At 64.2% G+C, this 21116-nt stretch carries 15 protein-coding genes; 2 read left to right on the top strand and 13 right to left on the bottom strand.

What is annotated here, in order from left to right:
* Positions 1–223: 223 nt before the first annotated feature.
* Together Q0T48_RS13865 and Q0T48_RS13860 are read right to left on the bottom strand one after the other, a co-directional pair.
* Entirely contained in the window at positions 224–994 is a 771-nt protein-coding gene (locus Q0T48_RS13865) for a transporter substrate-binding domain-containing protein (RefSeq protein WP_295957203.1), read from the bottom strand.
* A gap of 139 nt (positions 995–1133) precedes the next feature.
* Positions 1134–2378 carry an MFS transporter gene (locus Q0T48_RS13860; RefSeq protein ID WP_295957202.1) on the bottom strand — a complete coding sequence of 415 codons (1245 nt, stop codon included), beginning with the start codon at positions 2376–2378 and terminating at the stop codon, positions 1134–1136.
* A gap of 80 nt (positions 2379–2458) precedes the next feature.
* Here Q0T48_RS13860 and Q0T48_RS13855 point away from each other — a divergent pair, with 80 nt between their 5' ends.
* A complete protein-coding gene (locus Q0T48_RS13855) occupies positions 2459–3268 on the top strand; it encodes a helix-turn-helix transcriptional regulator (RefSeq protein ID WP_295957201.1) in 810 nt (269 codons plus the stop codon).
* A gap of 3 nt (positions 3269–3271) precedes the next feature.
* On the opposite strand, the gene Q0T48_RS13850 is transcribed toward Q0T48_RS13855, so the two are convergent.
* From Q0T48_RS13850 to Q0T48_RS13800, 11 genes are all read right to left on the bottom strand, one after another.
* Entirely contained in the window at positions 3272–3688 is a 417-nt protein-coding gene (locus Q0T48_RS13850; protein WP_295957200.1) for a VOC family protein, read from the bottom strand.
* Between the two features lie 24 nt (positions 3689–3712).
* Positions 3713–5818 (bottom strand): penicillin-binding protein 1C, encoded by a 2106-nt coding sequence (pbpC, locus tag Q0T48_RS13845; RefSeq protein WP_295957211.1) that lies wholly within the window; start codon positions 5816–5818, stop codon positions 3713–3715.
* Between the two features lie 58 nt (positions 5819–5876).
* The gene (locus tag Q0T48_RS13840; protein ID WP_295957199.1) at positions 5877–6332 is read right to left on the bottom strand and encodes a TerB family tellurite resistance protein; all 456 of its coding nucleotides are present in this window, start codon (positions 6330–6332) and stop codon (positions 5877–5879) included.
* 23 nt (positions 6333–6355) lie between these two features.
* On the bottom strand, positions 6356–8164 hold the full coding sequence (locus Q0T48_RS13835) for an ATP-binding protein (RefSeq protein WP_295957198.1): 1809 nt from the start codon (positions 8162–8164) through the stop codon (positions 6356–6358).
* A gap of 5 nt (positions 8165–8169) precedes the next feature.
* Positions 8170–8880 carry a PspA/IM30 family protein gene (locus tag Q0T48_RS13830; protein ID WP_295957197.1) on the bottom strand — a complete coding sequence of 237 codons (711 nt, stop codon included), beginning with the start codon at positions 8878–8880 and terminating at the stop codon, positions 8170–8172.
* A gap of 50 nt (positions 8881–8930) precedes the next feature.
* The gene (locus Q0T48_RS13825; protein ID WP_295957196.1) at positions 8931–9794 is read right to left on the bottom strand and encodes a hypothetical protein; all 864 of its coding nucleotides are present in this window, start codon (positions 9792–9794) and stop codon (positions 8931–8933) included.
* A 12-nt stretch (positions 9795–9806) separates the two neighbouring features.
* Positions 9807–11390, bottom strand: a complete 1584-nt coding sequence (locus Q0T48_RS13820) for an extracellular solute-binding protein (RefSeq protein WP_295957195.1) — start codon at positions 11388–11390, stop codon at positions 9807–9809.
* A gap of 26 nt (positions 11391–11416) precedes the next feature.
* Positions 11417–11878 carry a hypothetical protein gene (locus Q0T48_RS13815; RefSeq protein WP_295957194.1) on the bottom strand — a complete coding sequence of 154 codons (462 nt, stop codon included), beginning with the start codon at positions 11876–11878 and terminating at the stop codon, positions 11417–11419.
* A 3-nt stretch (positions 11879–11881) separates the two neighbouring features.
* Positions 11882–12529 carry a methyl-accepting chemotaxis protein gene (locus tag Q0T48_RS13810; protein WP_295957193.1) on the bottom strand — a complete coding sequence of 216 codons (648 nt, stop codon included), beginning with the start codon at positions 12527–12529 and terminating at the stop codon, positions 11882–11884.
* A 366-nt stretch (positions 12530–12895) separates the two neighbouring features.
* Positions 12896–18817 carry an MG2 domain-containing protein gene (locus tag Q0T48_RS13805; protein ID WP_295957192.1) on the bottom strand — a complete coding sequence of 1974 codons (5922 nt, stop codon included), beginning with the start codon at positions 18815–18817 and terminating at the stop codon, positions 12896–12898.
* 161 nt (positions 18818–18978) lie between these two features.
* Positions 18979–19479, bottom strand: coding sequence for a MarR family transcriptional regulator (locus tag Q0T48_RS13800; protein WP_295957191.1), 501 nt, complete (start codon positions 19477–19479; stop codon positions 18979–18981).
* Between the two features lie 47 nt (positions 19480–19526).
* Here Q0T48_RS13800 and Q0T48_RS13795 point away from each other — a divergent pair, with 47 nt between their 5' ends.
* Entirely contained in the window at positions 19527–21071 is a 1545-nt protein-coding gene (locus tag Q0T48_RS13795; protein ID WP_295957190.1) for an FAD-dependent oxidoreductase, read from the top strand.
* The last annotated feature ends 45 nt before the right edge of the window (positions 21072–21116 follow it).

Below are 21116 nucleotides of genomic sequence, written 5' to 3'. Positions count from 1 at the left end.
CGCAAAGTGGGCCCAAAGGCCCGCGAACCTAGCCCCAAGGGGTTAGAAAACGACTCGTTTTGGCCGGATTCGGCGCATTCTTGTTATCAGTACCCCGGAAGAGCCATTTTGAATGGCCTTGTTCAGCATTGCCTTAAGCCGAAATCGGATGCTGTGTCGATTCACGTGGTTGCTGCCCCTGTGTCCCCCCGGTACGAGGGAAGTTAGATGTACCGTCAGCCCATCAGCGCGGTACCCCCAACCGTTGTTTGAAGTCCGCTTGCATCTTCTCATACCGGCCACTAGCTTTGAACTCCAGCAAACCCGCCTCAAAAATATCAGCCATGCGTTTGCCGTCGGGGTGCACCTTGGAGAAGTTGAGCCAAAAGCCGTCTTTGCTGATCAGTCCCACCTGCTTGACCTTGCCCCTCAGGCTGGCATCGTTCTTGATGCGCAGCATGCCCGGCATGGTGTTCAAAATGACGAACTGCACCCGCTTGGCCACCAGCATCTTGAGCAGATGGTCATCGGAGTTGGCTTCAAACTTCTTAATTTTCTTGTTCTGCATGAAATCGGTGGGGTAGGTATAACCCGTGGTGATACCTACCGTGCTGCCTTCCAACCCCGGGGTGGTCAAGCCGGATTGGGGGGCATCCGACAAGCCAAAAATCGCCAGATCTTCTTCGAAGATCGGGGTTTTGTGCCAGTAGAACTCATCTTTGTTCTCGCTGGTGATGGTGGTGTCAAAGCAGGCCACGGCCTTGCCGGTTTTGACCATTTGCAGACAGCGCACAAACGGCACCGCCACAAACTTCACATCCACCCCTTTCAGTTTGAACACCGCCTGCACCAGGTCAGGCGAAAAGCCCTCCGGCCCCGACTTGTCGGCCTTAATCGACGAGTACGGTGCCCAGTCGTCCTCGGCGGCAATGGTGATGGTGGGGTTCTGGGCGTAGGCGGCCGATACAAGGCTCAAGACACAGAGCCCGCGGAGTAGGCGTTGGATGAAATGCATGGTCACTCCTTGACGCAGCAAAAAATGCCTCCAGACACCCCCTTCGCGGGCCTTGGCACTGTGCTGCAACCAGGCATTCTGTAACAAATTGAGACTAAATGGCAGTGTTTTTACGTGCCAAGGTCTACCCCATCCGGATTTAAGCAGCCACCAAAACCGTGCGCCGCACCTTGCGCACATTGAAGGCGCTGGCAATCAGCACGCCCTGCACCAGGGCCAGGCCGATAAACACCCCGGCAAACTGCCCGTGGTCCATCAGGCTGCCAAACACCAGCGGCGAAATCGCCTGGCCGATATCCAGCCCCGAATACACCACGCCATACACCCGCCCGGTGGCATTGGCCGGTGCCGCACGCTTGACGATCAGGTCCCGCGACGGCCCGCCCGTGCCGGCGGCAAAACCCATCAGCCCAAACAACACCGGCACGCTCCAGGCCGGCACGTCCGCAAAACCCAGCACCAGCGCAATGCCTGCGGCGATGCCAAAGCCCACGCCAATCACCCGCTCGCAGCGCGCCGGATCTGCCGCCAAGAATCCACCCAACACCATGCCGCCCGCGCTGCACAGCATGTAGACCGACAGGCACAGGGCCACCAGGTCCAGTGGCACGTTGTGCAACTGGCGTGCCGCCTCGGGGGCAAAGGCCTGCACCACGCTCAGGGCCATGGCGAAGAAAAAGAAGAAGCCAAAGCACATCCACACCGCTGGAATGCGCAGGAAACCCATGCTGCCGCCCTCCAGCTGTACGGTGCTGGCCTTGGCCGCAGGCAGTACCGGCAAGTCAAGCTTGTCCCGGTAGATCCACAGTACCGCCAGCACCACAAAAGCCAACGACCCCGCGCACGCCAACGCAGTCCGCCAGCCAAACGCCAGTGTCAGCGGCACCAGCATGGCCGGAGCCAGCGCCCAGCCCAGGCTACCGGTAATGCCGTGCACGCTGTAGGCGTGGCCCAGGCGGGGCGCGCTGATCTTGCGGTTCAGCAAGGTGTAGTCCACCGGGTGGAACACACCGTTGCCAATGCCCGCCAGCACCGAGAAAGCCGCCAGCATCGCGTAGCTGGTGCTGATGGAAAAGCCAAACGCCGCCAGCCCCAGCAGCGCCAGCCCGGCAAACAAAATGGGCCGCGGGCCAAACTTGTCCACCACAAAGCCCGAGGCCATCTGCACCCCGCACGACACCACAAAAAAGATGCTCATCAGCAGCCCCAGCTCGGCGTAGCTGGCATGGAAGTCGTCCTTCAGCCAGGGGAACAGCGGGGCCAACAGCAACTGGCTGAAATGGCTGATCATGTGTGCCCCACCCACCAGGCCGATCACACCGGCCTCCTGGCGCAGGCTGGGGGGTGGAGGAGCTGGGGGAAATGGGGTACTGGCAGTAGTCATGCGGCTATCGTAGTGGTGGCGTTAGACTTCTGGAATACCGCGTAAAGACACATTTCAGCGAATTTCAGACAAACACTGCCATGTCCCGCAAGCCCGCCATCAAACCGCTCGACCTAGATGATGTCAACGGCTTCGCCCCGTCGCCGCAGCGGCCGTTGCGCAGCCGCGCCCGCACCCTGCCGGTGGACGCGCACTTCGAGCCGCACCAGCACGCCTGGGCGCAACTGGCCTACTGCGACAGCGGGCTGATGCAGGTCACGGCCAACGATGCGGGCCAGCACAACAGTTTCATCGTGCCGCCGTCACGGGCAGTGTGGATTCCGGCCAACATGCCGCACGCCGTCACGGTGCTGGAGCGCGCCCACCTGCGCACGGTCTACATGGATATCTCGGCCACCCCAGCGGGCTGGGCAGGCTGCCGCATGCTGGTGATCTCGCCGCTGCTGCGCGCGCTGATCCACGCGCTGGAAGACACCCAGCCCAGCCCCCGCGAAGACGCGCTGATGCTGCTGATCCTGGAAGAAATCGGCCTGGCCCACACCCACACCCTGCGCGTCAGCCTGCCGCACGACAAGCGGCTGCGCGCCCTGTGCGATGCCGTGCTGCGCGATCCGGCCCGCCAGGCCACACTGGCCGCCTGGGCCGCAGATTTCGGGGCCAGCGAACGCACGGTGGCCCGCCTGTTCCGCGAACAGCTAGGCACCACGTATTTGCAGTGGCGGCAACAGGCGGTACTGGCCCACGCCCTGCCCTTGCTGGCACGCGGCGTGCCCGTGGGCCAGGTCGCGGTGGCCTGCGGCTACGCCAGCGACAGCGCATTTGCGGCCATGTTCAAAGCCGCGGTGGGGCAGTCGCCCAGCCAGTTCCAAGGCAGCACCCAGCCGGGCTGACGTTCACTCGGCTGAGATGCCCAGGGATTGGACAAACCGCAGCAGATACCCATCCGGGTCCATCACCCACAGCTGTTTCTCGCCATGGAACCGGCTCCCGTCGCGGTGCCAGCTCTCCCGCACCGGGATGCGCAGTGGATGGCCAATGCCTGCCAGCGCGGCCTCAATCGGCTCTAGCCGGGGCACGCGGATGGAGAAATTGACACCCCTGCCCCGGGGATAGTCCAAATCCCCGGTCTTGGAATGCGTACTGGCGTTGTCCTGCAACAGCATCAGCTGCGCACCGCCCAAGCTCAGAAAAACAAACTTCTCTTCGGGTCGGTCGTATTCGACTTTGAAGCCCAGCGTGTCGCCATAAAACCGCAGCGACTGCGCCCAATCACTGACCAAAAACTCGGGGTACAGGGCGTTGAACTCCATGGCGAACACTTTCTTTGTTTCAAATTACCGCAGCCCCGCCCCACGCACTTCCAGCCGCACGCTGTCCAGCACCGCGCCCTGGGCATTGCGGATCTGCACCACGTGGCGGCCGGGCCAGGGCAGCCATTGGGCCGAGGGGCCTTGGGCGAAGGCCTTGCCGTCGATCCACCAGCGCAGGCCCGCGCCGTCCGCTTGCAATTCCACCCGCTGGCGGTTCGGCGGGATGTCGGGGTCCAGCGCGAAGATGGTGCCGGTGGCAGGGCTGGTGATGCGGGCCGGGCGGTTTTTCAAGCTTTTTAGGCCGCTAGCGCATGTACTACCTACACAAGTAGCTGCGGAATGCATAGCAAACTGGTTTTGCTGCGTGCCTTGCACAAACCATTCGCTGCGGGCCGCCTCGGTGCCGCCAAACGCCACCGCCTGCTGCACCACGCCGGGTGGCGCAGTGGGCGCGCGGCTAGGCTGGCGGGCATGCAGGAAGTGCATCACGGCGGCCCAGATCGGCGCTGCGCCGGTGGTGCCGCTCACGTCCCACATCGGCGCACCGCTGGCGTTGCCTACCCACACGCCCACCGTGTAGGCCTGCGAGTAGCCCACGGCCCAGTTGTCGCGCATGTCTTTGCTGGTACCGGTTTTCACCGCCGTCCAGAAGCGCGTGGCCAGCACGCTGTCGCTGCCGAAGGTGCGGGCACGGGCCAGCGGGTCGGACAGGATGTCGCCGACGATGAAGGCGGCGCGCGGGTCCAGCGCGGGGCGGAATTGGGGTTTTGGGTTCGGCATGAACGTGGTCGGGCTGGCCCGCCCGCCATTGGCCAGCGCCCGGTAGGCGTTCGCTAAGTTGAGCAGCGACACCTCGGCACTACCCAGCGCCAGGCTATAGCCGTAGTAGCCGCCGGATTCCTTCAGCGGCAAACCCAGCGCCACCAGCTGGTCGTGGAAGGCATCGGGCGACACCATCACCAGCGTACGCACTGCCGGTACGTTGAGCGACGCGCCCAGTGCCGTGCGGGCCGACACCCAGCCCTTGAACTGGTGGTCGTAGTTTTGCGGGATGTACAGGCCGCCTGCGGTGGGAATGTGGGTGCTGGCATCTTCCAGCAACGATGCGGCGGTGATGCGGCGCTCGGCAATCGCCTCGGCGTACAAAAAGGGTTTGAGTGTAGAGCCAGGCTGGCGCAGTGCCGTCACACCGTCCACCTCGGCGGCTGCGCTCAGCGTGCCGCTGGAGCCCACCCAGGCCAGCACCTCGCCCGTGGCGTTGTCCAGCACCACGATGGCCCCGTCCTCCACATGCCGCCCCTGCAACTCGCGCAGTTGCTGCTGCAGGGTTTGCACCGCAAAGCGCTGCAAAGGGGCGCGCAGGCTGGTGGTGACGACGGTCGGGCCTTTCGCCAGCTGCCTGGCCAGGTGCGGCGCAATGCCCTCGCTGGTGTCAAACGCCTTGCGCTGCAGGGCGGCGGTGGTGAACATGTCCAGCCCCGTGCAATCGGCTTTGGCCTCTACCGCCTGCAGCACGCCGCAGGCCCGCTGGGTGAGCTGGACCAGTTTGGCGTTCGGTGCGCGCACCAGGGCCACGGCCACGGCCGCCTCGCGCGCGTCCAGCCCATGGGCGGCCTTGCCAAACAGGGTGCGGCTCAGCGCGTCAATGCCCACCAGCTCGCCGCGAAACGGCACCAGGTTCAGGTAGGCCTCCAGAATCTGGTCCTTGCGCCAGCCGCCTTCCAGCTGCTGGGCCGATACCGTCTGGCCGAGCTTCTGCACCACGCTGCGCCCGCCCGTGCCGGGCTTTAAATCCGCGTCTAGCAGCCCAGCCAACTGCATGGTGATGGTGGACGCACCGCGGGTCTTGCGGTTCCACAGATTGGCCCAAGCCGCGGCGGATACCGCCTGCCAGTCCACCCCACTGTGCTCAAAAAACCGCTTGTCTTCGCTCAGCACCAGCGCCGTGCGCAAGGCGGGCGATACGTCCGCCAGGGCCACCCACTGGCCGCGCCGCACAGAGGCATCAGTGCGCAGGCGTTGCAGCAGCTCGCCTTGGCGGTCGAGCACCTGCGTGTCGGAGGGGCGGTAGCTGGACTTTATTAAGTCAAAAGTGGGTGTAGCGTAGGTAGCGCCTGCACTAGCAGCTATTAAAAGCGCAGCAAATGCCTTTTTACAAAGATCCAATGGCACAGGCTGCACGGGCAACTCAGTCCGCCGCGTTGAGCTTTTGCACCACGGCGGCTACCGACGCGGTGTCGGGCAGGTGCGACAAGGCCCCCACCAGCCCATCGCGTACCTGGGCAATGTGCAGTTCAAACCGGGCCGCACCGATGCCGAGGGCGGCGGCGATGGCTTGCACATGCGCGCGCTCGGCGCTGCTGAAATCACCGTCAGCGTACGCGGCCATCAGGCACATCAGCACCACGGTATCGGCAAACTCCGGCGCACACGGCAACAGGCTGTGGGCATCGAAGGCGTTGGCATCCATGGCCAGGGTGGCGGCGGTGCTGGGCATGTCGGCGCTGCGCGAGGTTTCAAAAAACTGGCCAATCAGGGCCGCCTCTGCAGGCTGGATGCCGTCCACCAGCGCCACCGAGAGCATGGCCTGGGTGAGCTGGGTGACTTGCGCAGGGCTGAGGTTTTGGTCGGACATGGGCTGCATGGTGGTCTCCTGATGTGTTGGATTTAACGGGCAAGCGCGCGCCGTCTGGCGGCCAGCAGGTTGCTTTGGATGTCGGCCACGGCCATGTCGCGGTAGCGTTTGGGCAGCATGCTGCGGCGCGAGGTTTCGGACACGGCCAGCAGCTCCATGAATTCGATCATGTCGCGCTCTTGCGGCGGCATGAAGTCAAGCGCCGCGGCAGTGAGCACGGCGGCATCCAGGGCGCTGGCCTGGTTGCGGGCCAGCTCCACGGCCAGCAGGGCCAGGGCTTCCAGGTCGGCATTCGAGTACCCGGCCAGGGTGTCGCAGAGCAGCAGCAACTCCTCAACGCTGGCGGTGCAGGTTTCCCCGTAGCGGGCCAGCACGGCCTGCAGCACCTGGGCGCGCTCGGCGGCCGAGTCGCAGTAGAAAAACGGAATTTTTCGGTCCAGCCGACCGGGGCGTTTGATGTCGCTGTCGAGCTTGTCGGGACGGTTGGTCAGCATCACAAACAGCACCTGGCCGCGGTTTTCGGTTTCGGCCATGAATTCTTTCAGCCGGGCGATCACGCGCGAGCTGGTGCCGTCGTCCCCGCCCTCCCCGCCACCGGAGCCAAAGCTGCGGTCGCCTTCGTCGATGATCACCGCGATCGGCCCCATGGCCTTGACGGTGGCCAGCACGCGCTCCAGGTTGGCCTCGGTGGAGCCCACCCACTTGGAGCGGAAGTTCTTCAGCGCCACAGCGGACAAACCGGCTTCTTTCAAAAACGCCTTGATGACAAAGGTCTTGCCCGAGCCCATGGGGCCCACGGCCAGCAGGCCCATGGGCGTCAGAGTGGTTTCGCCCGCCTTGAGGTTCTTGGCGATGGCCAGCAGCTCGTGCTTGATGTTCTCGTGCCCGCCCACTGCCTCCAAGCCGTGCTTGGGCTCGATGAACTCGATCAGGCCCGCGCATTCTTTCTCGATCATTTCGCGCTTGCGGGCGTGGATGACTTTGAGAACTTCTTCGTTGGCATCGCCCACTGGCAAGGTCTTTTCGGGCTCGATGAGTTTGGTGATCTCGGCCGGGGTCATGCCCGCGGTGATGGTGGCCAGGGTGGTGGCACGCTGCTCGGCATCGGCCGTGCCCTGCAGCAGTTGCAGGATCAGCGTGCGCCGCTCGGGCTCGCTCAGGCCGTGGCCTTCGGAGCTGGCCATAATGCTGGCCAGTTGCACGGTGCGCAGGCCGCCGGTGCGCTCGGAAAACAGCGTCACTTGCGCCGCGCTGAGTTGCGGGGCCAGGTGGGCGATGACCTTGTGGCGCAGGGCCAGATCGGGCATGGGGACTTCGATGGCCGCCACCTTGGGGTTGGACAGCAGGCCGGGGTTGATGGCGTTGAGCGACTCGCTCACCAGGATGGTGATGTTGTCGCCGGTGGTGAGGCTTTTGTCCAGCGACCAGCGGTGGAAGGCCAGGTAGATCTGCCGGTCTTGCGGGGCCATGAAGCTGGGGTCGCCTGCGGGTAACAGTGCGTCGGCATAGGGCACGATGACGGCGGTGGACTGCTCGGTGCGCATCTGGTTTTCTAACGCATGCAGGGCGGACAAGAGCTCGGGCGCATCGCCAGAATTGGGGGTGTATGGGCCGCTCAGGGTGCGGATGCCGCGCTCTAGGCTGACTTCCACCACGTGCTTCTTGGTGTCCTTGAACAGCTCGGCCAGCAGGAAGGACTGCAGGTTGTGCAAGGTCTCGCCGACCAAGAAGTTGTCAAACACATTGCGGTACAGCACAAAGGTGGAAGCCTCCCCGGCCAGGTACTTCTGGCGCAGGGTTTCCGCCCAGCGCGGCAGCGTGTTGCGTGGCGGGCTGTACATATTGCTTACAGATTTTTGGTCGGCGCTGCTTGGGCGGCAGCGCGGGCCTGCTTCATGGCATCGAGCTGGGCCTTGGCGGTGACGCTGGCGCTGCTTTGGCGCAGCTTGGTCAGGCGCACATCCAGGTCGGAGTTGTGCAGCTCGGACCCCAGGCTGGCCTGCGCCACCTGGCTCTTGATGTGGTCGCGCACGGCTCCCAGGGCCTGCACCTCGGCATCGACCGACAGGCCGTCGAGCTGGCCCTGGATTTTGATGCGGGCCTGGGCGCTGTGCATCTGGGCCAGCATGCGGTCTTTTTCGGCCTTGAGCTTGTCGATTTCGGTTTTGACCTGCATCAGCGAGTCTTTGGCGTTGTCGGCATCGGCGGTGGCCTGGGTGGCATCGGCGTGCAGCTCGGCGAGAGCCGTGTCGAGAGCGTTTTTCTTCTGGATCAGCACCACGGCCAGGTCGTCTTGGTTGGTGGCCAGCGCAGTTTCCAGGTCGGCGCTGACGCTGGCGAGTTCGCGCTCTGCCGTCTCCAGCCGAGCGGTGATGTCCTGGCGGCGGGCGATGATGGCCCCGGTGGCCGCCTTGAGCTGGGTGTACTTCTGGATCATCGAGGCGATAGCGTTCTGGTAGGCGATCTCGGGGTGCTCTTTCTCGATGTCGGACACCCACAGGGAGATGAAGCCAGTCCACAGATTGCTCAGACGGGCAAAGATTGCGTTGTTGGCCATGGAATGCTCCGGTTGAAGTGCTAAAACGAAAAATAAGGGATATGGGGGGTCTAGGCTTTGAGTCCACGCGCGGCTTGCTGAACGGCGCCCATGGCCGTGAGGGCAGGCTTGCCCGTGCGTGGCAGCTCCAATTCCCACGGCTCTGGCGTGTCGAACTCTGCCGCCACCTCCTCGGCAATGCGCAGGCGCGCCAGAGAATCCTCCAACTTGCGACCCATTTCGGACGAGTACGGCGAGGTGATGACCAACTGGTACACCTCTTCCATTTTGTCGGGCATGGAGACCAATGTCGCCTCCAGCGCACTGCGCCGTACCGCCAGGCGGCGCGAGCGCTGCAAGGATTCGGTGTACTGGGCCAGGGCGCTGCGCAACTGGCGCGCTTCGTCTTCGGGCAGGCGGCTGGTTTGCAATTGCGCCTGCAGCTCGGCGATGCGCTGGGCCAGCACGTCTTCGCTGGTGCCGTCCTTGCGCTGCCTGAGCGACAGATGGGCCACGCACAGGCCCAGGTAGTCCACGGTGAGGTCTTCCAGCTTGTCCACATCCTGGTGGGTGAGCGTGGTGCGTGCGTCCCCGGCGGTTTGGTACAGGGCCTGCACGCGACTGCACATCTGCTGGTAGGTGGCCAACGCTTTTTTGTCACCGTAGTTGTTCAGCTCGGCCAGCAACCGGGTTTGCCGCTGGCTGCGGGCCTGCTGGTGCTGCTCGCGGTCCACCCAGGCTTTGAACGACGGCAGGCTGGGGATGGCCAGGGCGGCCAGCGCCTCGGTGCCCAGTGCCACCGCACCCACCAGCCCCAAGCCCGCCCAGCCCAGCGGCATGGAGGCAAAGATGGCGGCGCAACCCGCAGCCAGCAAGGCCGTGAGGTTACTGGGGTGCTTCAAAAAAGCACCGAGGTAGTTGGGCTTGTCGTTCACGGGTAGGAGGACTTACTTGGCAAATTTAGCCCAGATGCGCGCAATTTCCTGCTGGTCTTGTTCCGACAGGATCGGGATCGGCATGGACCGGCTCAGCGAGGTGGTGGTAGGCACCACGGCGGGGTTGGACTTGATGCTGTCGCTCATGAACTCGCCCGCCTTGGAATTGGCGTTGGCATAGCCCACGGTGTTGGAGATTTTGGCGATGACCTGGGGGCGCATCAGGTAGTCGATGAACAGGTGCGCTTCGCGTTTGTTTTTGGCGTTGGCGGGGATGGCCATGGCATCGATGGCCAGCAGGCCGCCGTCGGACGGCACGCGGTATTCCACAGAACCGCGGGCCTTGGCCTGGGCTTGCACGGCATCGCCCGAGAAGCCGATGGCCACGCAGATCTTGCCGGTGGCCAGGGCTTCAATGTACTGGTCGGTGGGGATGATTTTGACGATACCCACCAGGCGCTCCAACACCTGCGCAGCGGCGGCGGTGGAATTTTTACCATCCCATTTGCGCTGGCCACCGGCCATGGCCGCCAGGGGAACGATGTCGCTGGCAGAGTCCTCCAGACCAATGCCGCAGGACTGGAAGCGTTTGGCCACCTCGGGGTCAAACACATTGGTCAACGAATCCATGTCGCGCCCCGGGTAGGCCCGGGCGGTGAGCTTGGGGTTCCAGGCGATGCCCACCGTGTACCACATGTAGGGCAGGCTGTAGGCGCCGTCTTTGTCCCAGGTGCGCAGGGTCGCATCGACCCGCGGGTCGATGTTGGCGATGTTTTTCAGGCTGGCTTTGTCGAGCTTGCCAAGCAGGCCTTTGGCGGCCATGGCGGGCACGGCGTTGGCGGTGGGAAACACCACGTCATACGGTGTGCCGCTGCCGCGTAGCTTGGCCTGCAGGTCGTCGTTGCTGGAGAAAATGTCGTAGACCACGCGGACCTTGAACTCTTTCTCGAAGTCTTGCAGCACGCTGGGTTCGATGTAGTCAGGCCAGTTGAGCACGCGCACCGTGTCTTTGGCGCTGCTGCCCACGCCATTGACGGCGCGGCGCAGGTTCATCAGCACGGTGGCGGTGATCAGACCGTCTACCGACACGGCTTGCGACTCCTGAAACGCCTCGGTCGCCACCTGGGTTTGCGGCCCGAAGGTGCCGTCCAGCGGGCCCGCGTTGTAGCCCAGCTTGCCCAGCAGAATCTGTGCCTCGCGCAGGCCTGCGGCATCCACCAGTTTTTCGCGGCCCTTGTAGTTGCCGCCGGACCAGTTCTGGGTTTGCCAGATCACCTTACGGATCGCGTTGAGCAAGGCATCGGTCACCTGGTTGGTAGGTGCCAGCCCGTGCTGCGCCGAGAAGGCGCGGATGGCCTCCAGCGTGGCGGGTGTGAGGTTGCCACTGGGCGCTTCCCGGAACAGGCCCATGCGCGCCAGCAGCCGCTGGGCCGATTCGACCTTGGCGTTGCGGCCTGCGCTGTTGGTGCTGGCGGGCGCGGGCGCATCGGCCTTGGGTTCCGAGGTGCCAAACACAAAGCCTTGCGCCAAGGCGGCACTGCCCATCCAGGCACTGGTAACCAAAGCTGCGATGAAGGCGACGGTACGAATTTTCATGGAGTCCATCCTGGTAAACGGGGTGCCTAATTCGATGCAAAGCAGATATTGCCGCGCGACTGGGCCAGTTGGAACAGGCTGGCGGCCTTGTCCTGGCTGGCGGTAATGCCACCCTGGCCTTTAAGAGTCATCTCGCCCAGCAAACAGGCCGCGCTGCCATCGCCGCCTTGTACGGCTTGCTCCAGATGGCTGCGGGCCTGGGCGTAGTCGCCGCTGGCCAGCAGCTTGCGCCCCAGCTCCGCGTGGTTGACGGATGTGGAGGTGGCCGCAGGCGCGGGGGCTTTGGTGTCTGCCACCGGGGGCGGTGTAGGCTCCACAATTGGTGTGGGAGCTTGGGGCTCGGGCACCACGGGGGTCGACGCGGCGGCAGGCGGCGCATTTCTAGTCGCCAGCCATTCTTTGAGGCCGAGGTGCCAGACGGCCGATGCCATCGCCCCCACGATAGCCACCGCAATCAAGCCCTTGGAAAGGGGTGTCAAACTGGCCATGGTCTATTCCTGTGGGCGGTTGAAAGGCGCGCCAAATTGTGCAGACAGGCTTTGCAGCCGCTGGCTGAGTTGGGCAATATCACCCAGTTCGCGCCGGGTCTGGTCGGTGGCGGTGCTGAGCGCGGCGGTGTGGCTGGCGCTTTCCTGGGCGGCGCGCGACAGTTCTCGCGCCACCAGGGCCTCCAACTCGGCGATCTGCTTGCGGATATCACCCACCACCTGCTCCTGGCGGCTGGCCACGGCGGCCAGTTGGGCCTGGGTGTCGGCCTCCAGAGCCTGCAGATTGGCCTGTAGCTGCTGCGCATGGGCGGCCAGGGCCTGGGTCTTGGCGGTGGCATCGGCCAGCGGGTCGGCTATCGACCACGACTCGTCCGCCGCATCCATGGCCTGGATGGCCATCAGCCGTGTGGCTGGTTCCATGGCGCTCAGGCCGTCCACCAAGCGCAACAACCGCTCGGCGGGGTACACCGAAGGCGGCACCCCGGCATGGGCATACACGGCCTCGGCATCCAGCACGCCCGAGCCCACAGCGGCAGGCACCGCAGCAGGCACCACCACGGGCGGCGGTGCCACAGCGGCATCGACGGCAAGGCCGGTGGCGGCAGGAGGGTCGCTCCTCACCAGCCCGGCTTTTTCCAGAAAATTCAACATGCCCTTCATTGCTTACTCTCCATCCCTGTATTAACGCTACAAACTGCGAAAGTAAGCCATTGCCTTGCGGCACCACGCGTTGATTGCTTTGCTAACTACCAGTTTAATGCCAATAAATGGTGCGACACGGCACTATGGGGGCCGGGGCGCCAGGCCGTTTTCAAAGGATGCACACCCCTGCTGCACGTCTTTGTCTGACCTGCAGAAGAACACAAGCAACCTGCGCCGCACGCTGAAACACGGTGCAGTTCGCTACGGTGGCCATAGGTTTGGGGTCAAAAGCTCGGCAGTTGATTTTATGGATTCAAATAGAGCTCTAGCGCAATCATTACATACGCTAGTAGCTATAAAAAGTGTAGTAAATCTTTACTTTACCTCCACCACCTTCACCCGCGCATTCGGCCATTCGCCAAACATCTCGGGCGCATACATCGCCTCCACCCGGCTCGGCGGCAGCGCGAAGTCACCCACGTTGTTCAGCCGGATGGTGTATTCCATCCGCGCGACGCCCTTAGGCAGGTACTCGTAGTAGCTGCGAAAGGACTCGAAGCTGCGTTCTTCGAAGGCCGGCCAGCCGCTGCCGCTGCGCTTTTCGCCCTGGGTGGCGATTTCGGAGTCGCGGCCCAGGCCGCTGCCCAGGATGGTGGCGCCGCCGGGCACGGGGTCGGTGATGGCAACCCAGGTCATGTCGGCGCTGGCGTTGACTTCCAGGGTGATGCGCAGCACGTCGCCACGGGTGTATTGGCCTTTCACTGCCTGTTCCACCGGGGTGACGGTCTTTTTGATCTGGTAGCCCGCGTTAAACGGGGCTTTCAGGTCGATGGCAGCCACCGACTGCAGGGTGAGCCAGGGCTTGCCGGTGCCCTGCTGCGTGACGGTCAACACCTCTTTGCTCCACGGCAGGAACATGCGGTTGTTGCGCAGGTTGCCGGGGGACGCAGGCGCACCGAAGGCGGTGGTCTGGTGCGGGGTATCGGTGGCGGGTACGCGGTCTACCTTGCTCCAGTCCACGCTGGCCACGGCGGCACCCAGGGCGGCTTTGGTGACACCGGCCACGGGGGTGGCTTCAAACTGGGCGCTGAATTTCTCCAATGCCATGCCGCCCCAGAGGTTGGCGGTGGTGGTGCTCCAGGCGCCGTGCTGCTGGCGGGTGATGAAGCCGTTGGCCAGACGGCCCATGTCGGGTTTCCAGGCCGGGTCGGTCAGCACGGCCAGGATCAGGCGGGCGGTGTTGTCATCGCCGTTGTGCATCAGCCACCACCAATAGTCGTCTTGCTCGGTGCTGAAGACCATCTTGGTGCCCTGGAAGCTGAGGCGGGCGCGCAGGATTTGCTGGGCCTCGGCCAGGCGCTCGTCGCGCTTGGGCACGTCGGTGACTCGCTTCAAGATGTTGAGCCAGTCGATTACCGCGTGGGTGGGCCACTGGTTCGGGGCGATGGTGATGCTGCCCAGCATGCGGGCCTGGGCTTTGCCGTAGCGCGACAAAGCTTCAATGGCGGCGAGCTTGCGCACGTCCAGATCTTTGCGCGGGCTCCAGAACTCGCGCTGGATCTTGCCTTCGACAAACGCGATCAAGCCACGCTCCATCGGGGCGCGTACCTCGTCGCTGAGGGCGAAAGCCGGGTTCAAACCTCCCGCTTCATGGGAGGCTGCCAGCAGGTAGGCGGTGAGCGTGTCACTGCCCCGGTTCGCCTCACCGTCGCGCGGCGGGAAGTAGCTGGCCAGGCCGTCGCTGTCAAGGTAGCTGGGGATCTGGGCAACCACGGTTTGCCACAGCTTGGCATCGCGCAGGCCGATGGCCTTGCTGGTTTTTTGCTCCAAGCAGGCAAACGGGTAGTTGGCAAACCAGTCCCGTACTCCGGGTAGACCCTCCGCCAAGGTGGGCTGCAAGGCCAGCCGCAAACCGCCCCGGCCCGGCAAGGCATCGGCGGGTGGCGCAACGGGCAGCGTGAACGTGCCGTCCACCTGCACCAAGGTGGCCTGCTGCACCGTCAGGAGCACGGCGGGGATGATGCGCTGGCGGATCTTCAAGGCATCGCGGGCACCGCCCAGGGTGTCTTTGGCTTCCACCTCCCACAGGATGGCCTCGGCGCGGGTTTGCGCAAGCTGCGCGGGGGCGGTCACGGTCCATGCAACTTCTTTGGCCTCTCCCGCTGGTATGTCCACGGTTTGCTGCTCTAGATTCAATAGCGTGGCACGCGGCGCAACCAAAACCTTCATGGCCTTTTGGGTGGTGTTGCGCAGGGTGATCTGGGCGCGGAACTGGTCGTCTTCGCGCACCAGGGGCGGCAGGCCGCTGATGATTTGCAGGTCTTGCGTGGTGCGTATGCTGGTGGAGCCGGTGCCAAACAGGCCGGTGGAGGCATCAGCCACGGCGACGATCTTGAAGGTGGTGAGTGCGTCGTTCAGCGGCACGGTCACGGTGGCCTGGCCGTTGGCATCCAGTTGCACCTTGGGGTTCCACAGCAACAGGGTTTCCAGCAGCTCGCGGGTGCTGCTGTGGCCCCCGCCGCCGCCTGCGGCCACGGCTTTGCGGCCATAGTGGCGGCGGCCTATGATTTCCATCTGCGCGGTCGAGGTTTCCACGCCCCAGGCACGGCGCTGCAGCATCGCGTCGAGCAGGTTCCAGCTGCTGTTGGGCATGAGCTCCAGCAGCGCCTGGTCTACCGCAGCCAGTGCCACTTCGGCATGGGCGGCGGGCTGGCCGTTGGGCAGCTTCACACTGACGCTGACTTTGGCCTGGCCGCGCACGGGGTAGCTTTCCTTGTCGGCCTTGACGCTCACGTCGAGTTGGTGGGCCTTCGTGCCGACGCGGATTTCGGCTACGCCCAGGCGGAAGGCCGGTTTGCTCAGGTCCACCAAGGATGTGGGGGCCACGTATTCACGGCCTTCGTACCAGAAGCTGGTCCACCACTCGCGCGGGGCCTTGTAGCCCCAGGTGAAGAAGCTGTACCAGGGCACTTCGCGCAAGCGGCCGCGCAAGGCCAGCACGCTCACGTACACGTTGGGGCCCCAGCCTTCCTTGATTTGCACGCGCACCGTCGGGTCTTGCCCGTTGAGCTGCACCACCTGGGTCTGGATGATGCCCTCGCGCTCCACCGCCACCAGGGCGGTGGCAAAGCGGAACGGCATGCGCACCTGGAACTGGGCGGTCTCGCCGGGCTGGTAGCTCTTTTTCTCGGGCAGCAGGTCCATCCGGTCGTGGTTCTCACCACCAAACCACAACTCGCCCTGCTTGGTGACATACACCGACGCGGCGGCCTGGATGCGGTTGCCTGCGGAATCTTTGGCGGTGACGACCAGCTCCACCTCGCCCGCCTCGTTCAGCGCAGCTTCGCACAGCAGCAGGCCGCGGCTGTCGCTCTTGCCGCTGCAGACTGCGCCCAGGTCTTTGGTGCTGGTTTTGTTGTCATAGGTGTAGAAGCCGCCGACCATGCGCTTGCGGCTGGTGGTGACGATGCGGGCGGTGGCACGCACTTCCAGGGCCACATCGGCCTGCGGTTTGCCGGTCAAATCCAGTGCCAAGGCCTGGAATTTCAGCTTTTGGCTGGTGGAGACCCAGCCCTCGGTCTTGATGCCCGCGATGACAGTGGCGGGCCACAGCGTCTGGGTGCTGCGGATGGTTTGTACCTCGCCATTGGGGTCGGAATAAGTGGCTTCCAGCAGCAGATCCTGCGGCTGCGGGCTGGGCGTGAGCTTGTCGATGCTGGTTTTGCCCGCGCCGTTTTTGTCCAGCGTGAGCGCCAGCTTGTCGGCCACCACGCGGCTGTCTTCGCTGGCGGTGGTTTCTTCCTCATCCCCCTCGCCTGCTGCCTCGCGCTTGCCGCGTGGGGCGGCGAAGCTGAAGGCCTCGTAATCGCTGTAGCTCAGGTATTTACCGCGCACCAGTGCCGACACGCGCACCGGCAGGTTGGCCGCACCGCCCCCGGCCAGGTAGTTGATTTGCACGTCCACCGGCACGCTGGTGGCGTGGACCAGCGGCTTTTTGTCGCTGGGGGTGACGCGGCCTTCGAGCACCGGCAGGCGGAATTCTTCCACGCGGAACTGGCCGGTGCTGAAGCTCTTTTCGTCGCCCGGCCCTTTCAGTTCCACGCTGTACACGCCCAGCTTGGCGGCGGGCGGGATGGACCAGCTGCTCTCGGCACTCTGGCCGCCGGTAGCGGTCTTGCGCCAGGCCAGGGGCTGGGTGGTCTGCTGGCCGCTGCCGACGTGGGTGATGACCAGGGTGTCGGGCTGCACCTTCGCCAGGCCAAAGCCTTTGCGGGTTTCGGTGCGCAGCAGGTGCTTCATGGACACGGTTTCGCCCGCGCGCAGCAGCATGCGGTCGAACACGGTGTGGGCGCGTTCGTCGGGCTCGGCGCTGCGGCTGGTGGGCAGGTTGAAGCGCCAGGGCTCGATACCCCGGTTCCAGTCGCTCCAGGTGAAGGCCATGTCTTCCACCCCCGCCTGGGTGCTGCGGGCGCTGACGAAGTAGGCCTGGCTGTAGTGGCCCTCGTCCTGGCAACTGGGGGCCTCGGGGTTGATATCGGACAGGTAGGCAATGCCCTGGGCGTTGGTGGTGGCGTGGCCCAAAGCCTGGCCCCGGCAGTCGGATACCTGCACCTGGGCATTGGCCACGGGCAGGCCCTTGTCCAGCGTGGTGACCCAGGCCAGCGCGTTCTCGCGGCCCAGCTTGAAGTGCACGCCCAGGTTGGTGACCAGGGCCGAGGTGCGGACGAACATGGTGCGTTTGCCGCCATGGCGTTCGTCCAGCAGCGAGGCACCCAGCTTTTGCGAAGCGATTTCGACCATGTGGAAGCCGGGGGTCAGCGGGATGCCCACCACCTCGAAGGGGCGCGGGTCGCCGCTCGCAGGCTGGGGCAGGTCCAGCGTCTTCACCCCCGGCTGGCCTTGCAGAAGGGACAGCATGCGGCTTTGCACGTACTGCTTGCCTTCGTCGGGCAGCACCTTGGGCAGCGGGCCTTTGACCTGGGCGGCGGCCAGCTTGCGGCTGACGTTGTAGCTGTCGAACTGCTGCACCTTGGCGTACCAAGCAATGATGTCCGCGTCGCTGCGGGGCTGCAGGGTGCTTACCTTGCCTGCGCTCCCCTTTTCAGCATTCAAGGCTTGCACTTGCAGCTTGGCCTCCACATTGCGCAGCGTCACCGGCAGCAGCGCCACGCCATTGGGCTCGGCGAAGCGCTCCACGATGCCAAACGGCGACGCGGCAAACTTGGCCAACGGCGGCATGGCCCCGGTGCCCACCTGCATGGGAAAGCTGGCGGCATTGGCCAAGGCACGGTTGGACGCGTCTTTGAAGACTGCAGGCAGGGCCAGGGTGTACTTGGCTTGCTCGACAAAAGGGCTTTGGAAAGTAATGCTGCTGACCACGGCCTCGCTGTCGCTGTCGTCCGCGTCAAACGTGGGTGCAATGGTGTCTTTGCCCGAGCTCAGCTTGATGCCTTCCAGCAGCTTGCGGGCCACGGGCGCGTTGAAGGCCAGGCGCATGGGGCGGATCGGCAGGCAAGCGCTTTGGGCGTTTTCGCGTTCGCAGCTGAAGTTGGCGGCAAACGGCGCACGCACGGTGTAGTCGAAGCGCTTTTCCACCGTGTTGGGTACGCCGCTGGGGGTGGCCACGCCTTTGCCGTAGACCAGTTGCACGGTGGCACTGGGTGGCAGGCGGCGGTTGCAGGCCAGGGTGAGGTAGCGCAGCGGCTCCTTGGCGGCGGCCTTGTCCAGCCCCTGGGCTTTGAGCAGCTCGGCCCGGTCCTTGCCGTCCAGCAGGCGCACGGCCACGCGCTCGCCCAGGCCGTCTACCGCGCACCACAGATTGGCCTGCACGCTGGCCAGCGTGGCCGCGCCGTTGAGCGTGAGGGTGAAGAACTGCTCTTCGTCGATCTGGTCGCCACCGTCGTACGGACGGATGTTTTGCACAAACGGGCCACCACTATTGAATTTATAGCTGCTAGCGCTTTTGGAATATGCGCTAGGTGCCGATTTGATGCCTAAAACTGGCTGCAGCGTGCAACGTACGCCGGGCGGCAGGTCGTTGGCAAATTCAAACGCCCATTCGCGGTCGCTGGTCCAACGGCCTGATCCTTGGCTGGCCTGCGCGTCATTGCACTGTAAGGTGGCCGGAGCCGGAGCCTTGGGGTCGCCAAAATTGACGGCGCTGCCATCAAACTGCACCACCACCTGGCGGATACGTGCCACCTCGCCTTGGGGGGAGACGCGGGTGATCTGGGCGGCTTGCGCCAAGTTGGCGGCTGCGAGCAGGCCGCAGGCGATAAAAATGTTGTGGATACGCACTCGGGCTCCCGTTTGAGAGCGGCAAGGGTAGCCGATGGCAAGCGCCCTGCCCGCCATCCAGACGTAAAAAAGCTGACAGTTGTCAGCCTTTTGGATGAGCTTATGAAGCGCTAGGCGAAGGCCACAAGAAACGACTCAGCGCTAGTGCGCCCGCACACCGTTCATCCGCGGCTCTCTGGGGCTGTCGGTGCTTCCCCTTGGATGTCGTTGGCAAACTTGCGCATGAGCCGTACCAGATCCGCCACATCCCGCGCGTCCCACGTGGCGAAGATGGCCTGGCCCATCCTGTCCCGCGCAGCATCGACGCGGTCCGTCATGGCCTTGCCGCTTTCGGTGACAACGGCCGCGCGGATGCGGCGGTCGCTGGCGCTGGCCTGGCGGTCTACCAAGCCGAGGCTTTCCAGCTTCGCAACCTGACGACTGACCGTGGTGTAGTCGCGACCGACCCGATCGGCCAACTCGACAACGCCGATGGGGCCTAGCCGTTCCACCAAAACCAATAAAGGAAACAGCGCGCGGTCGAGGGATATGCCCGCCTCCCGAACCATCGCCTCGTCACGCTGGGGTCGGTTCATGACACCCACGATCTCCAACAAAGCCCCATGCAGATCACGGAGCTGGGGATTTATGTGTGTATTTTGCACTTTGTTATTGACGTTCATTTTTATCCAATCTAACATATGTGCATATTACACATATAGGAGTAGAAATGACCCAACAATATGCAGCTGACGTACTGATTTGCGGTGCCGGTGCGGCCGGGCTGACACTGGCGATAGATTTGGCGCGCAGAGGTATTTCCTTCCGCCTGATCGAGAAAATGAACACCGCTTTCCACGGTTCACGGGGCAAAGGCATCCAGCCACGAACCCAGGAAATATTCGAAGACCTCGGGATCCTCGACCAAATCGCCGCAGCCGGTGGCACCTATCCACCCGAACGGCACTACCGCGACGACGGCAGTTTTGCAGACTCGGAAGTGATGGAGCATGCAGACCCCACTCCGGCCGAGCCTTACAGCCAACCGCTGATGCTGCCGCAGTTTCTGACCGAAGGCGTGATGCGCGAGCGTCTGCGCAAACTGGGCCATGGGGTGGAATTTGGCCGCGAAATGGTCGGCTTCGAACAAGATATGGATGGCGTCACGGCGCGTCTTGTCGATAAGACTGGCGGAGAGACGCTACTGCGCGTGCGCTGGCTGGTGGGTGCCGATGGGGGGCGCAGCATGGTGCGCCATGCCCTCGGTATAGGCTTCCCGGGCAAGACCCTGGGCGTGCGCGCCGTGGTGGCCGATGTGCTGCTGACGGGCCTGGCGCGCGATGTCTGGCACCGCTTCAGCGACGGTGATATGGCGCGGCAGATCTCGTTCTGCCCGCTGGCCGGTACCGAACTGTTCCAGATACAGGGCCCGATCCCGCTCGAAGGCGATACCGACCTTTCCGCCGAGGGGCTGGCGGCCCTGGTGGCCCAGCGCACAGGTCGCGGTGATATCCACAACCAATCCGTGTCCTGGGCATCGGCCTACAACATGAATGCCAGACTGGCCGACCGTTACCGCGTCGGCCGCGTGTTCCTCATGGGAGATGCCGCCCACATCCATCCGCCGACCGGAGGCCAGGGCCTCAATACCAGCGTGCAGGATGCCTACAACCTGGGCTGGAAGCTGGCAGCGGTGGCCAGCGGAGCGCCCGACACGCTACTCGACAGCTATGAAGAGGAGCGCAGGCCGGTCGCAGCCGCAATGCTCGGTCTGGCGACCGAGCTGCTCGACGCAGCAAAACGGGGCGAGATGCGGCGCGGCCGCGAGGTGCACCAACTCGATATCGGTTATCCAGAGTCTTCGCTGACGCTGGCGCTGGAGCAACCGCAACGCGCTGGTGGCCTGCTGGCCGGTAATCGCGCCCCGGATGCGCCGGTCCGGAATGACGACGGCCAGCCGACACGGCTGTTCGACCTGTTCAGAGGAACGCATTGGACGCTGCTCGGCTACGAGGTTCCGCGCAGCACGGTGCAAGAACGCCCAGGTCTGCGAATCCACACCTTCGGCCCAGGCGGTGGTATGTTGGATGAAGGACACCACTTTCGTAATGCCTACGCACCTGTTGTCGGCGATTGGGTATTGGTGCGTCCGGATGGCTACATCGGTGCCATCGTCACCACCCGCAATATCGCGAAGCTGGAGGGCTACCTCGCACAGGTGGGGTGTGGTCCGGCGAGGCCAGCCATGGCTAACGTGGAGCCTGCGCGCATCTGATACGCGCACAGCCCCTATCGGAAAACACCGCAGAACTGGCTCCGC

Source organism: Rhodoferax sp. (assembly GCF_025354435.1).
In the GTDB taxonomy this organism is placed as follows: Bacteria; Pseudomonadota; Gammaproteobacteria; order Burkholderiales; family Burkholderiaceae_C; genus Rhodoferax_B.
This window is presented reverse-complemented; position numbering and strand designations above follow the sequence as displayed.